The organism is Alkalibacterium subtropicum (genome assembly GCF_900112455.1).
Lineage (GTDB): Bacteria > Bacillota > Bacilli > Lactobacillales > Carnobacteriaceae_A > Alkalibacterium > Alkalibacterium subtropicum.
In genome coordinates this window covers 1-14663 of record NZ_FOLT01000013.1, presented here as the reverse complement: position 1 = coordinate 14663, position 14663 = coordinate 1, and the positions used below count along the sequence as shown (strand labels likewise).

The 14663-nt window shown below is 45.5% G+C and carries 9 protein-coding genes and 1 pseudogene; 9 read left to right on the top strand and 1 reads right to left on the bottom strand.

The genetic code is table 11. The features are described 5' to 3' along the window. Nucleotides 1-32 precede the first annotated feature (32 nt). From BM049_RS09845 to BM049_RS09820, 6 genes and pseudogenes are all read left to right on the top strand, one after another. Nucleotides 33-2384, top strand: a pseudogene (locus tag BM049_RS09845) (pullulanase); the annotation flags it as partial. 200 nt (nucleotides 2385-2584) lie between these two features. Next, nucleotides 2585-4258: a glycoside hydrolase family 13 protein gene (locus BM049_RS09840; protein WP_091531137.1), complete on the top strand. Its 1674-nt coding sequence runs from the start codon at nucleotides 2585-2587 to the stop codon at nucleotides 4256-4258. 427 nt (nucleotides 4259-4685) lie between these two features. Further along, nucleotides 4686-6392, top strand: a complete 1707-nt coding sequence (locus BM049_RS09835) for a glycoside hydrolase family 13 protein (RefSeq protein ID WP_091531134.1) — start codon at nucleotides 4686-4688, stop codon at nucleotides 6390-6392. A 170-nt stretch (nucleotides 6393-6562) separates the two neighbouring features. Continuing rightward, nucleotides 6563-7411 (top strand): endonuclease/exonuclease/phosphatase family protein, encoded by an 849-nt coding sequence (locus tag BM049_RS09830; RefSeq protein ID WP_091531133.1) that lies wholly within the window; start codon nucleotides 6563-6565, stop codon nucleotides 7409-7411. Nucleotides 7412-8225: 814 nt separating this feature from the next. After that, a complete protein-coding gene (locus BM049_RS09825) occupies nucleotides 8226-9695 on the top strand; it encodes an ABC transporter substrate-binding protein/permease (protein WP_177188679.1) in 1470 nt (489 codons plus the stop codon). After that, nucleotides 9688-10413 carry an amino acid ABC transporter ATP-binding protein gene (locus BM049_RS09820; protein ID WP_091531128.1) on the top strand — a complete coding sequence of 242 codons (726 nt, stop codon included), beginning with the start codon at nucleotides 9688-9690 and terminating at the stop codon, nucleotides 10411-10413. The genes BM049_RS09825 and BM049_RS09820 overlap by 8 nt, the downstream gene beginning before the upstream one ends. Nucleotides 10414-10747: 334 nt before the next feature. On the opposite strand, the gene BM049_RS09815 is transcribed toward BM049_RS09820, so the two are convergent. Next, nucleotides 10748-11371: a trimeric intracellular cation channel family protein gene (locus BM049_RS09815; protein WP_091531125.1), complete on the bottom strand. Its 624-nt coding sequence runs from the start codon at nucleotides 11369-11371 to the stop codon at nucleotides 10748-10750. A gap of 322 nt (nucleotides 11372-11693) precedes the next feature. Between BM049_RS09815 and BM049_RS09810 the strand changes: the two genes are divergently transcribed. From BM049_RS09810 to BM049_RS09800, 3 genes are all read left to right on the top strand, one after another. Continuing rightward, nucleotides 11694-11981, top strand: coding sequence for a YkvA family protein (locus BM049_RS09810; RefSeq protein ID WP_218147246.1), 288 nt, complete (start codon nucleotides 11694-11696; stop codon nucleotides 11979-11981). A gap of 478 nt (nucleotides 11982-12459) precedes the next feature. Continuing rightward, nucleotides 12460-13296, top strand: a complete 837-nt coding sequence (gene licT / locus BM049_RS09805; RefSeq protein WP_091531120.1) for a BglG family transcription antiterminator LicT — start codon at nucleotides 12460-12462, stop codon at nucleotides 13294-13296. 166 nt (nucleotides 13297-13462) lie between these two features. Beyond that, nucleotides 13463-14663: PTS transporter subunit EIIC (locus BM049_RS09800; protein WP_177188678.1), on the top strand; the 1201-nt coding region annotated here is incomplete at its 3' end.

Here is a 14663-nt window from a genome sequence, read left to right as displayed (position 1 = left end):
ATGGAGTATACTGATTTTATGTAAAAGGAGAGGATACTATCAACACGCGCTCACAAAATAATTCATCAGTCAGCCTGACTGGTGCCATAGTCATTTCAGAAAGTCAGATGAATATCTTTTTTGACTCAATTGAATCTTTAAATCTAGAAGAGATAAAGCAGGGTCTGAAAATAAGGAACAGTCAAGGAGAAAAAGCAGCCGTAAAATCATTAGCACTAAATAGAGACAAGGATAAAGTGGTCATAACAGGTACCTTTAATGTGCAAGACAACACCTATACCGTTCACTTTAAGAACAATGAACGTTCCGCTTTGACAGGATGGAAACTCAAGGACAGTCTGTATGCCTACGAGGGGAAATTGGGCGCCTGTCTCCATGAAGACGGGACTGCCACGCTAAGCGTCTGGGCTCCCAGTGCGGAGGCTGTCCGGGTCATCCTGTATGATAAAGCAGATCAGACTCGTGTAGTGAAAACTGACATCGCTATGGAAGGGGTGGGATCCGGCGTATGGAGAGTTCTCCTGAATCAAGAAAATACCGGACGTGCTGAAATGAGAGGATACTTTTATCATTATGCCATCGAAAGAGAAGGCAGATCTGTACTGGCTCTCGATCCATACGCCAGTTCACTGGCAGCCTGGAACAGTACCGATCCAGATGATCGTATTGCAAAAGCGGCTATTGTGAACCCGGGGACTGTCGGACCTGAGCTCGATTATGCCGAAATCGAGGGATACAAAAAACGTGAAGATGCGGTGATTTATGAAATCCATGTCAGAGACTTTACATCTGATCCGTCGATCGAAAATGATCTGAATAGTCCGTTCGGGTCATTCAGTGCCTTTATCGAAAAACTGGACTATATTAGCAGTTTAGGTGTCACGCACATCCAGCTGCTGCCGGTCATGAGTTACTACTTCATCAACGAATTGAAAAACACTGAGCGTCTGCTGGATTATGCTTCCAACGGCGTGAATTATAACTGGGGGTATGATCCCCAGAGTTACTTTGCTTTGACCGGGATGTATTCCGAAGATCCGCAAGATCCGGAAAAACGTATCGAGGAGTTTAAAAACCTGGTCGCTGCGATACATCAGCGTGGGATGGGGGTTATATTAGATGTCGTTTATAACCATACCGCCCGTGAACATATTTTCGAGGACCTGGAGCCGAACTACTATCATTTCATGGATGCAGACGGGACCCCGCGCACCAGTTTCGGCGGTGGGCGGCTGGGCACCACCCATGCGATGGCGCGCCGTATTCTCGTGGATTCCGTCATGCATTGGGTTGAAAACTACAAAGTCGATGGCTTCCGGTTCGACATGATGGGTGACCATGATGCAGAAAGTATTCAAATGGCCTTTGACGAAGCGAAAAAACTGAATCCCGACATTCTGATGATCGGAGAAGGCTGGCGCACATTTGTCGGTGATGAAGGCGATGAAGAGGTCATGCCTGCCGATCAGGACTGGATGCAGCACACTGACGGGGTGGCTTCGTTTTCTGATGACTTCCGTAATGAGCTGAAATCCGGTTTTCAGAATGAAGGGGAACCGAGTTTCCTGACTGGAGGACCGCGGTCGATCCAGCGTATCTTTGACAACCTGACAGCTCGACCGCATAACTTCAATGCAGTAGATCCGGGGAGTGTGGTCCCTTATATCGGTGCCCATGACAACCTCACACTGCATGATGTCATCGTGCAGTCTATCCAGAAAGATCCAGAATACCATCAGGAAGAAATACACAGACGGATCCGCCTGGGGAATTTGATGGTGCTGACTGCCCAAGGAATCCCGTTCCTCCACGCCGGACAGGAGTATGGACGGACGAAGCAGTTCAGAGATGACCGTTTCACTCAGCGCGTTTCAGAGGAAAAAACACCGGACCGTTCCGTCTTTATGACGGATAAAGAAGGCAAACCGTTTGAGTATCCGTATTTCATTCATGATTCTGTCTATTCCAGCGATGCGGTCAACAGGTTCGACTGGAATAAAGCTGTGAATAAAGAAGACTATCCTATCCATACCTTGACCCAAGCATACACCGCCGGATTGATCAAGTTAAGAAAAAGTACCGATGCCTTCCGGAAAGGAACGCTGGAAGAAATCGAAAACATGGTTTCACTGGTCGATGCACCGGAAATCAGCGAGAAGGATCTGGTCATCGGCTACCATGCAGAAGATTCAAAGGGAGACATTTATTATGTCTTTGTCAATGCCGACGAAACACCTCGTACATTGACGATCGATACAGATCTGTCTGGGGCTGAAGTGCTCGCAGATGCGGAAACTGCCGGGACAGCCCCCATCAGCCAGCCGGTTGGAGTAACGGTGAGGGACAAGACAGTGACTTTAGAGGCCTTGACTGCCGCTGTTTTAGTTAAAAGAAAAGAATGAGAAAAGTATAAAAAGAATGGAAAAAAAGTCCTGCCGATCAAGGCAGGAACTTTTTTAGTCAGCAGGGCGTGGTAATTAATGATCAGATTTTGCTCAAAGACGGATGAGTGCGCTATACTATAAAAATAATGGTAGAAGTCTATTTAAAAGAATGCTGACCAAGAATGTGGAGTGGATTGAAAATGAAACACAAATGGTGGAAAGAAGCAGTTGCTTATCAGATTTACCCGCGCAGCTTTTATGATTCCAATGGGGATGGGATCGGTGACCTGCAGGGGATCATTCAAAAACTTGATTACTTAAAAGACTTGGGGATAGACGTGATATGGATCAATCCGATCTATCAGTCCCCCAATGATGACAATGGCTACGATATCAGTGATTTTTACGACATCATGGATGAGTTTGGAAACATGGCTGATTTTGATGAGCTGCTTAATGAAGTACATAAGCGCGGAATGAAAATCATCCTGGATCTGGTGATCAACCATACATCGGACGAACACGAGTGGTTTATTGAGTCCCGATCCTCCAAAGAAAATCCTTACCGTGATTTTTATATCTGGCACCCGGGCAGGCCGGATGGTTCCGATATCAACAACTGGGGATCCTTTTTCGGCGGATCCGTCTGGGAACAGGACGACCAGACGAAGGAATACTATATGCACATCTTTTCAAAAAAACAGCCCGATTTAAACTGGGAAAATCCCAAGGTGCGTGAGCATTTGTATGACATGGTCAACTGGTGGCTTGATAAAGGGATCGACGGCTTCCGTGTCGATGCGATCACGCATATCAAAAAGAGAGAAGGCTTTCCTGATCTGCCGAATCCTCAACATCAGAAGTACGTCCAGTCAAATGGCGGACATGCCAATCAGCCTGGAATCGATGAATTTTTGTCCGAATTTGCAGAGAGGACGATTAAAAACTATGATGTTATGGCAGTTGGAGAGGCCGGCGGTGCTGGATTTGCAGACGCGAAACATTGGGTGGAAGAAAAAGACGGGTATTTTAATATGATCTTCCAATTTGATCACCTCGGATTGTGGAAAGCCAAAGAGGGCAAGCTGGATATGGAAGAGTTGAAGAAAGCCATGACGAAATGGCAGACTGGGCTCGAAGGCCAAGGCTGGAATGCGCTCTTTCTTGAGAATCATGATCAGCCCAGAAGTGTCTCGACCTGGGGAGACGATACGGATTTGAGAAAAACATCCGCAAAAGCTTTCGCCACCTTCTATTTCCTTATGCAGGGGACGCCTTTTATCTATCAAGGTCAGGAAATCGGCATGACGAACGTGCGCTTTGATTCTATTGAAGAGTACAATGATACCGGTATGATCAACATGTATGATTATGAAACGAAAAATGGAATGTCCCATGAAGAAATGATGTCCTACATCTGGAAGAATGGGCGGGATAATGCACGCACGCCGATGCAATGGTCAAACGAACCCCACGCCGGTTTCACGACCGGAACGCCATGGTTTGGAGTGAATCCCAATTATTCTGAGATCAACGTCGAAGAAGCGGTAAATGATCCGGATTCGATATTTCATTATTATAAAAAAATGATCAAACTGAGAAAAGGTACGCCTGCCCTTGTTTATGGGTCATACGAACTGCGTGCAGAAGCACACCCGCAGGTTTTTGCGTATCTGAGACTATATGACGGTGAGCGTTATGCTGTGATCGTCAACCTGTTCAATGAACCCGCTGAGTTCAGTCTGGACGAGGATTTGGAAATTGAAGAGCTGCTTCTCTCTAATTATTATTCTAATGCTGCAGTGACTGACACCCTGCAGTTGAAACCCTATGAAGCACGCGTGTATAAGCTGTCGGACCGATACCCATCATAGAAACCGCCGAAGAAAAAGTGGGATGATTCATGTTGAGATAACGGTTGCCGGGCTTTTGCCAATGCTCTGGATCCTGTTGTGACTACAGAAAAAAGGATCAGCAAGTTGAAGAAGGTTCCTGCCAAAAGCGGGAACCTTTTTGAATTGTAGAAATCTCAAATCTTTTTGTCATAGACGACGTTCAAAAGTTAAGAAGGTTAAAGGTGAACGCGATGCATCTATCAGTATGTGATCCTCGTTCCTCCACAAATCAAGTGGGCGTACAGTTTTCATTTGAGTAACCTGATACCGTTAACAATAGAATAAGTATTGAATGTAGCACTGCCGGACTATAAGATAGATGATGTTGCTGAAAAAGAGCAGGGATCTAGATAAGTTTGACCAGACAGCAAAATATTAACGTTTACATAGGAGTGTGAAAAGCAAGATGAAGAAACAATGGTGGAAAAAAGCCGTGGCGTATCAGATATACCCGCGCAGTTTTTATGATTCCAATGGCGATGGGGTCGGTGACCTTCGTGGGATCATAGAAAAGCTCGATTACATAAAGGAGTTAGGCATCGATGTGATCTGGGTCAGCCCGATCTATCAGTCGCCCAATGACGATAATGGCTATGACATCAGTGATTACCATGCCATCATGGATGAATTCGGCACGATGAGAGATTTTGACGACCTGCTGGAAGAGACCCATAAGCGCGGTATGCGAATCATTATGGATCTCGTCATCAACCACACGTCGGATGAGCACGACTGGTTCGTCGAAGCCCGTTCCTCTACAGACAGCCCATACCGGGACTATTACATCTGGCATCCGGGGACACCGGATGGTTCTCAAATCAATAACTGGGAATCGATCTTCGGCGGTTCGGTCTGGGAGTATGACGAACAGTCCAAAGAGTACTATATGCATGTCTTTTCAAAAAAGCAGCCGGATCTGAACTGGGAAAACGCAGAAGTTCGTGAAAAGCTGTATGAAATGGTGAACTGGTGGCTGGACAAGGGAATCGATGGCTTCCGGATCGATGCCATTTCGCATATCAAGAAGAAAAACGGCTTTCCGAATATGCCGAATCCACTGAACAAGACATACGTGCCCTCCTTTGACGGACATATGAACCAGTCCGGGATCGATCTGTTCTTGTCAGAATTTGCCGAGCGAACAATCAGTAACTATGACGTCATGACGGTCGGTGAAGCGAATGGTGTCACGATACAGGATGCGGACCGATGGGTCGGTGAAGAAAATGGCTACTTCAACATGATCTTCCAGTTCGAACATCTGGGACTCTGGGGAGCGAACGGTGATGGACTGGATATCCATGAACTGAAAGAAGTGATGACCCGCTGGCAGCGCGGTCTGGACGGTCGCGGCTGGAATGCCCTGTTCATCGAAAACCATGATCTGGCCCGTTCGGTATCGACTTGGGGCAATGATGGGGACCTGAGAAAGACGTCAGCCAAAGCACTTGCCACCTTCTACTTCTTCATGCAGGGCACGCCCTTTATCTATCAGGGACAAGAAATCGGAATGACCAATGTTCAGTTTGATTCGATCGAAGACTATGACGATGTCGGCATGAAGAATATGTATGCGATCGAGACCGAAAACGGCCAGACGCATGACGAGATCATGGCTTACATCTGGAAAAATGGGCGCGACAATTCGCGTACACCGATGCAGTGGTCCAATGAACCGGAAGCCGGCTTTACGACTGGTGAGCCGTGGCTGGGTGTAAACCCCAACTATCCGGATATCAATGTCGAGCAAGCTTTGAACGATCCGGATTCGATCTACTACTACTACAAAAAGATGATTCAGATGAGACAAACCACACCCACACTGATTTACGGACACTATGAACTGATCGCGAAAGAACACGATCATGTCTATGCCTATCTAAGGTCCTACGACGGCGTGGAATATGCTGTCATCGTCAACCTTTTCAATCAGCCGACATCGCTTGACCTGACGGAAGAACTGGAACTCGGAGCGATGAAACTGAGCAACTATAAGGTTAGAGATGAATTAAATACGCGCATGGCGTTACGTCCGTATGAAGCGCGGGTATATAAAGTGGCCAAACAGAAAGTCTGGCATGATCCAAACTACTATCATCTGGACGATCAATAAGTATATAATAGACATGAAGTGTCGAATAAGAGATAAACTATAGTGAAACTTGACAGAAATTTTGACATCATCTTGAAGAAGGTCAGTCATTCGAACTGACTGCTGAAAATGACTGATAATTAACAGTCAGTATCAGTCATATAAACTGATTCAGCCAAGGAGAGTGTGCGATGAAGGTTCTGACTCTGAATACTCATGCGTGGATGGAAGAGGATCCCTATGATAAAATCGAAAAAATCGTCGACAGGATCGCAGCGAAGGTCTATCGATTCGTTGCGCTTCAGGAAATCAACCAGTCACTGGATGCAGAAGTGGCAGTGGATCCCGGCTTCATCAAAGCGGGAGGTGATGATCCGGGGGTGGCGGTCAAAGCCGACAACTTTGCCCTGCTGATCGTTGAAGGATTGAGGGAGAGAGGTCTGGATTATTACTGGAGCTGGACGGCTAATCATATCGGGTATGACAAATATGATGAAGGTGTCGCGATCCTCTCTCGGCTGCCTTTTGAAGCAGAAAGTCTGCTGGTGTCGGACTGCCAGGATTACACCCACCACTATACCCGCCGTATACTGAAAGCTTCGGTCGAAGAAGCGCCTAACAAATGGACGGTGCTTTCCTGCCACTACTCCTGGTGGAAAGACGGGAAAGGCCGTGCGTTGTTCAGGAAGGAATGGGATAAAACCCGGCATCTGCTTGAAGGCGATAAAGAAACTTCTTTGTTAGTCATGGGCGATTTCAATAATGAAGCAGCGATAAAAGGGGAAGGTTACGACTATGTCACAGTGACGGCGCCTTTCCTCTCGGATAGTTATGCGCAAGCGATGGAAATAAACGGAGACGCGACAGTGATCAGCGCCATCGACGGCTGGAATGATCATCCGGATGAAAAGCGGATCGATTACATCTTCACAGATAACAGAAAAAGAATCGACCGCTACCGTGTGGTCTTTGATGGTCAGAACGGTCAAGTCGTCAGCGATCATTTCGGCATCGAAGCAGAAATATCTGAAACCAACTAACTAAATAAAAGGTGAAACCTGCAGCGACTTTTCGAAGTCATCCTGCAGGTTTTTTTCCGCAATAAACTGGCTTGGGGTTGCTCGGCATAAAAGAAAGCATCTACTGCGTGTCGTTCTTGAAAGTGCTAATATGAATTTATATGCAGTTCTTTAGGCCCCTGTCGAATAGATTCAAACAGAAAAGATTTAATAAGAAGTGGGAATGAGCAGACCATGCTCATTCCTTCTTTTTTTGTTATGAATGAGGAAGATTTTAGTGATCTGGTCGACAATGGTACTACTGAGAAGGAATAAGCTGGCAGTGCGTCGAATGCCAGCCGCAAAGGACGTACTGAGGGAGAATAAGCAGTGAGCACGTCGAATGCGGCCCGCAAAGGACGTACTGAGAGAGGATAAGCAGTGAGTGCGTCGAATGGAGCCCGCAAAGGACGTACTGAGAGAAGATAAGCAGTGAGTACGTCGAATGGAGCCCGCAAAGGACGTACCGAGAGAGAATAAGCAGTGAGTGCGTCGAATGCTGCCTACAACGATAGTATTCACCAAGGATTATAAGTCAAATAGGGTAATTCGCTGTATTACCTTCGAATCAAATGATCTGAACTACCTTAAGCACGGAAAAGTGGTTCTTCTTGATGAGTCGATAAGCGATATCGACGAAGTGGATATTCATGAGTTAATATACATTTAATATTCATAAATTACGTGAAAACGTTATTATTTATTCTTTTTCAACATTTATATTGCATAATTATTTTAACGATGGTATGATTCTTTCTAAGTTGCTCAACGAAAGATAACAAAGGGGAGAATGAGAATGAAAAAAGGCATACAGGGAATACTTCTAATGATACTGCTATGGACCGGACTGTTCGTATCTTCTGATGTCGTTTCGGCAGAAGACGGGTCAGCTCTGAAACGTGTGCAGGACGAAGGCGTACTGGTCGTGGGGACCAGCGCCGACTTTCCGCCGTTTGAATTTTATGCGGAGGTGGACGGGGAGCGTCAAGTCGTGGGGATGGACATGATGATCGCACAGAAGATAGCAGACGACTTGGGTGTTGAGCTGGAAATTCAGGATATCGGCTTTGACAGTCTGCTGCCCGCTTTAGAAGCAAGAAACGTCGATATCGTCATTGCAGGGATGACGCCGACAGCAGAGCGTCGCAAGAGTGTCGACTTTTCAGAAATATACTTCAAGACATTCCAGAATATCATGGTGAGAGCTGAGGATGAAGAAGTTTATACTTCTTTGGAATCCCTCAAAGGGCTACCTATCGGCGTTCAGTCGGGCTCGCTTCAGGAAGGGCTGGCGGAACAGATAGAAGATGCTGAACTCATGAGCCTGACTAACTTAAGCGATCTGCTGCTGGCTTTAAAAACGAACCGTATCGAGGCCATGGTCATGCAGGGACCTAATGCGGAAGCACATGCCGGCAATGATGAAGATTTGCATACCTTTGTCGGCGCGTTTGAAATGGAAGACGATGATGCGGGGTCAGCTGTCGCTTTCAGACAAGGGGAAGATTCGCTGGTCGCTGCAGTCAATGAGAGCCTGGCTGAGATCGCAGAACAGAATCTGACAGACGAATATTTGGCAGTGGCCGGAGAATACATGGCTCAGTCAGAAGACAGTGAAGCGGAAGAGAGCGGATTTGCCGCCAATTACTGGGATTACTTCTGGGACGGGACGTCAATCACGCTACTGATATCTGCAGTTTCAGTTTTAGTTGGTCTTATACTAGGGTTTATTTTAGCTCTGATGCGCCTTTCAAAATCCTTGGTATTAAAAGGTCTGGCAACTGCTTATGTCGAATTTGTGCGTGGTACGCCACTTCTGATCCAAGTGATGTTCATTTACTTTGCCTCGGGTCTAGTCGTCAATCTCCCTGCTTTGGCAGCTGGGATCATTGCCGTTTCACTTAATTCGGGTGCTTATATTGCTGAAATCATCAGAGGGGGAATCAATTCAGTCAACAAAGGTCAAGAAGAAGCGGCGCGAAGTCTGGGGATGAGCAAGAAGGAAGCAATGCGCCACATCATCTTCCCGCAGGCTGTGAAAAATATCTGGCCGGCACTGGGAAATGAATTTATTACCATTATCAAAGAATCATCGATCGTATCCGTCATCGGTGTCGGGGAACTGATCTTTCAGACACGAGTGGTCCGTTCGATTTCCTTCCAGGGCATCCTGCCGCTGTTCGTGGCCATGCTGATATACTTTGCACTGACGTTTACTTTGACAAAACTGCTGAACTTCTACGAGGGGAGAATGAATCATGATTAAAGTGAATCATCTGAAAAAATCATTTGGAAAAAATGTTGTCTTGAAGGATTTAAACGAAGAGGTCAGTCAGGGAGAAGTCGTGGTGGTCATCGGACCTTCAGGATCGGGGAAATCGACCTTCCTGCGCTGCCTGAACCTGCTGGAAGAACCGACGGGTGGGGAAATCGTGTTCGAAGGCACCACGCTTACGGGACTAAAGGAAAAAGAAATGAATCAGCTGCGCCAGAAGATGGGCATGGTTTTCCAGCAGTTCAATCTCTTTCCGCATAAAACGGCTAAGGAAAATCTGACGATCGCACCGGTAAAATCGAAAGGCGTGAACCAGATGGAAGCAGACAATAAAGCTGTAAAGCTCCTTGATCAGGTGGGGCTGGGGGATAAAGCCGATGCGTATCCTGCCAGCTTATCTGGTGGTCAGCAGCAGCGTGTGGCGATCGCGCGTGCCTTGGCCATGGATCCGGACGTGATGCTGTTTGATGAACCGACGTCTGCGCTCGATCCGGAGATGGTCGGAGAAGTGCTGAAAGTCATGAAAGATCTGGCGAAGTCCGGCATAACGATGATCGTTGTGACACATGAAATGGGGTTTGCCCGTGAAGTGGCAGATCGCGTGCTGTTCATGGATGACGGGTATATCGTGGAGCAGGGGACGCCGGAAAATATCTTCACGCAGCCGGCACACGAACGTACACAGGATTTTCTGGCAAAAGTATTATAATTCTGATGGAGCACAAGGTCTTTGAGTAGACTTTGTGCTTTTTTACGGATCAGTTCTATATGGAAGAGCGAGCTCTCGTTGGCTTCGGTTAATTGGGCCGTTTATAGCAAGTAAACAGACCGAAGTTGAGCCTGTTCGGTCATTAGAAGTGCTTTAAAACCTTGAATCCACCGAAGTAAGCCCTGGTTCGGCCGCTAGAACAAATTTTGCTGAGTGAACAAGCAGAAAAATCGATCAGGATCTTAACACAGAATGAGAAGGGAAAGCATACAGAAAAACACACGTGATCGGATCAGATAAAAGTCCGAAACTCGTGTGTTTTTCTAGTAACCAGTTATTCGATTTCACTGATTTTTTTCTGTGCAGTAAAATAATGCGGAAGATTCCATTTGTAATAGACAGATGCGATGCGAAGAACCACAATGGCCACGAATAATGTGTAGGCGATGTACGGTCCGCTTACCCAGTCGAATCCAATGATCAGCCCGGCCAGGATAGCCCAAAGAGCATAGATTTCCGAGTGAAAAATCATTGGTCTGCGTCCGGCTAACACATCCCGGATAACGCCGCCCCCAGACCCCGTCATGACAGCGGCAGTCACTACAGCGATAACCGGTGCACTGATCGAGACTGCGTAATTGGCCCCCTGGATGGAGAAAGCCGCTAAACCGATCGCATCAAATAAGACGGCACTTATTTTCAAAGGTTTTTTCCATTTTTCTGGAAGGAGAAAGGCGAAAGTAATGGCGAAAAAGGCGATCATAAACAGGGTGTCCTGCTGCCAGACGCCGTCGACTGTCACGCCGATCAGCAGGTTACGGATCAGCCCGCCGCCAAAAGCCGTAGTCAGCCCCAGAATGTATGCGCCCAATATATCATAATTTTCCTCAGTAGCGACTACGGTTCCGCTGATCGCAAAAGCCATCGTACCAATAATATTTAGTACATCCCAAGTCACTTGACCACTCCTTTTTCATTGATGTTGAATGAAATAGACGATTTAGTCCGTTATTCTCCAGTCATTTATCCGATCAAACTTTTTTTTACTAGTCGTAGACGTATATATTCTAGTGGTTTACTGACCGAAAGTCTACTCGTTAAGGTCGGAAAATACAAACTCTTATGTAAAGGTGAAAGGTTTCACTTGAAAAAAGCAGTCCTTAAGACGTATTTACTCTAATTCTCTTTATGTTATACTAATTATGTACAAAATTAATAAAAAAAATCAACCGAATATCTAATTTAATTTAAACCTAGCTAATATGAAAGGATGCTGCATGATGAAATTTCATAAAAAACAGCAAAAAACACCCATCACAAAAGTCAAATCATTAGCCCTGTCTCTTTTTGATGCCAAAGTGGAAACGAAAAAGAAACTGATGGTCGCCGGGATCATCCTGTATATCTTGAGTCCGGTCGATATCATCCCGGACTTTATTCCAATGGTCGGCTATGCCGACGATATCCTGCTGCCGATCCTGCTGCTGGTCGCAGAGAGACTTTTATCTAATGATGATGACGCTGAACCCGTCACTGTCCGTCGTAAAGAAGCCGAAAAAGTCGACTGATCATTGCTATGGAACACCTTCTGCATTCTGGAAGGTGTTTTTTTATGCATGAAGTGTATCTTAAGGATTCAAGCTGAAAAAGGAGAGAACTCCTGAAGTTCTTCCTTAAATTTAAGGAGTCTCAGATATAAGTAAAGCCACTTCTGAAGTTCATTGCTAAACTTAAGGAGTTTTAACGTATTCAGGTGAAACTCCTTAAGTTACTTAAAAGAAAGGGGACTGGATGGGTGAAGCGGATTCAGTAAATCAATTTTTATAAAAAAACGCTTGCATGATTATTTTTATCATGCTATAGTGTAATCACAATCAAATAAGAGGAAATTAGTTGGATTGTTACTGGTCTTTTTAAAGACGCAGGCAAAACCTAAATTGATCCGAGAACGTTGCTTTGGGAAATGTATACCCGAAGGAGGTTTGGGATGAGTTTAGGTTTATTTTTTTACTATAATTGATTTTTAGGGGGTGGCAGTATATTGAAATGAAAATCGAAAAAATATTGAACAATAACGTCATACTCACATTGAACGAGGCCAATCAGGAAACAGTTGTGATGGGGAGAGGGATCGCGTTTCAAAAAAGAGTCGGTGACGTTATCGAGTCAGAAAAAGTTGAAAAAACCTTCATCCCTGAAGGCCGGGACGTCATGGACCATTTAGCGGATCTTTACCGTGATATCGACCCGGATATCCTGGAAGTAGCAACAAAGGTTATCAAATATGCTCAAAGTGTTCTCAGGTTAAGATTAAGCAATCATATCTATTTGACCCTTCCTGATCACTTGAGCTATGCGATCAGTCGCACACAAGAAGGTCTTGATATCAAAACCCCTCTGATCTGGGAGATCAAACGGTTCTATAAAGTGGAATATGAAATAGGGAAAAAAGCAATCGAGCTGGTCGAGAAGGAGTTAGGTATCCAGTTGCCGGAATCTGAAGCGGCAGCGATCGCTCTGCATATCGTGAATGCAAGAGAAGACGATTCTGATTTAGGTGTCACGATCCGTATGACTGAAATCGTACAGGATATCCTTAATATCGTCCACTTCTATTACGGTCAGACCTTCGATGAAGACTCGTTTCAGTATACACGTTTTATCACGCATCTGCAGTATTTTGCCCGGCGGCTGCTTAATCAGGAACGGCGGGAATCGAATGATGATTTTCTTTACCAGCAGATTCAGCATAAATACAAGAAAGCGTTTAAATGTACTGAGAGGATCAACGATTACCTGAAGAAAGTGGAGAACACATCGCTGACCAAAGATGAACAGCTCTATCTCACTATTCACATCCAGCGCGTTACAACTGAAAAATAATCTATCAATGATGGATTGTGACTGGTTCGACCAGGCAAAACCTAAATTGGTAGTCAAGCCACGTATCTGCCCCGAGCAGACGTGTATCCTTGACTATTGATTTGGGTTTTTTGATTATTCGGGAACAAAACTATAAAAAAATCATATAAGAAAGAAGGAAAATAAAATGGCTTACGAAGAACTCGCCAAAAAAATCATCGACAATGTCGGTGGGACTGAAAACGTCAACAGCGTCACACACTGCATCACGCGTTTACGGTTTAAATTAAAGGATGAAGCGAAAGCGAACACAGAAACGCTGAAAAATATGGATGGCGTGGTTACAGTCATGAAGAGTGGCGGACAATACCAGGTCGTTATCGGTAACCACGTGCCGGATGTATACGAACAGGTCTTAAAAGAAGGCAACTTAGGGAACGCAGCGGAGTCATCTGATGATTCTGGCGAAAAAGGAAATGCTTTTGACCGGTTCATTGATTTAGTTTCAGGGATTTTCCAGCCCGTCCTTGGCGTACTTGCCGCTACTGGTATGATCAAAGGGTTCAATGCTTTGTTCATCGCCTTAGGTTTAATGACTGAAGCGTCAGGCACCTATCAGATATTAAACGCAACGGGTGATGCCCTGTTTTACTTCTTCCCTATCTTCTTAGGGTATACAGCTGCTAAGAAAATGGGACTTGCTCCATTTATCGGTATGGCATTAGGGGGTGCCCTGGTCTATCCGAGCATGGCTGGTTTGTCAGGCGGGGAAACGTTATATACCCTGTTTGAAGGGACCTTATTTGCTTCACCGGTAGTGCTGGAATTCTTGGGAATACCCGTTATCCTGCCTCAGGGTGGCTATGGTTCTACAGTTATTCCGATCATTTTAGCAGTCATCTTTGCAGCAAAAGTGGAAAAACTGATGAAAAAAGTTATACCTGATGTCATTAAATTGTTCATCGTTCCATTTACGACGTTGCTTATTGCTGTCCCCCTCACATTTATTGTTATCGGCCCAGTTGCCAACATTGCAGCCAACCTGATCGGTGCAGCTACTTTAGCCATTTACAACTTCAGCCCTGCTGTGGCCGGCTTAGTTATTGGTGGATTATGGCAAGTACTCGTCATATTCGGCCTGCACTGGGGACTTGTTCCAGTCGCGATCAACAACTTGACTGTCTATGGATTTGATCCGATTTTAGCCTTGTCATTTATTGCTTCTTTTGCTCAAACAGGAGCGATCATCGGTGTCATGCTGAAAACGAAAGAACAGAAAGTCAAAACGTTGAGTATCCCGGCAATTATTTCTGGACTCTTCGGCGTAACTGAACCGGCTATCTATGGTATTTCACTGCCTCTTAAAAAGCCATTCATCATCAGCTGTA

Bases quoted from the DNA above. Each gene is read 5' to 3' on its own strand.
- BM049_RS09825 (WP_177188679.1), top strand. From the start codon at position 8,226: ATGAAAAAAGGCATACAGGGAATACTTCTAATGATACTGCTATGGACC.
- BM049_RS09835 (WP_091531134.1), top strand. From the start codon at position 4,686: ATGAAGAAACAATGGTGGAAAAAAGCCGTGGCGTATCAGATATACCCG.
- licT (WP_091531120.1), top strand. From the start codon at position 12,460: ATGAAAATCGAAAAAATATTGAACAATAACGTCATACTCACATTGAAC.
- BM049_RS09830 (WP_091531133.1), top strand. From the start codon at position 6,563: ATGAAGGTTCTGACTCTGAATACTCATGCGTGGATGGAAGAGGATCCC.
- BM049_RS09820 (WP_091531128.1), top strand. From the start codon at position 9,688: ATGATTAAAGTGAATCATCTGAAAAAATCATTTGGAAAAAATGTTGTC.
- BM049_RS09810 (WP_218147246.1), top strand. From the start codon at position 11,694: ATGAAATTTCATAAAAAACAGCAAAAAACACCCATCACAAAAGTCAAA.
- BM049_RS09840 (WP_091531137.1), top strand. From the start codon at position 2,585: ATGAAACACAAATGGTGGAAAGAAGCAGTTGCTTATCAGATTTACCCG.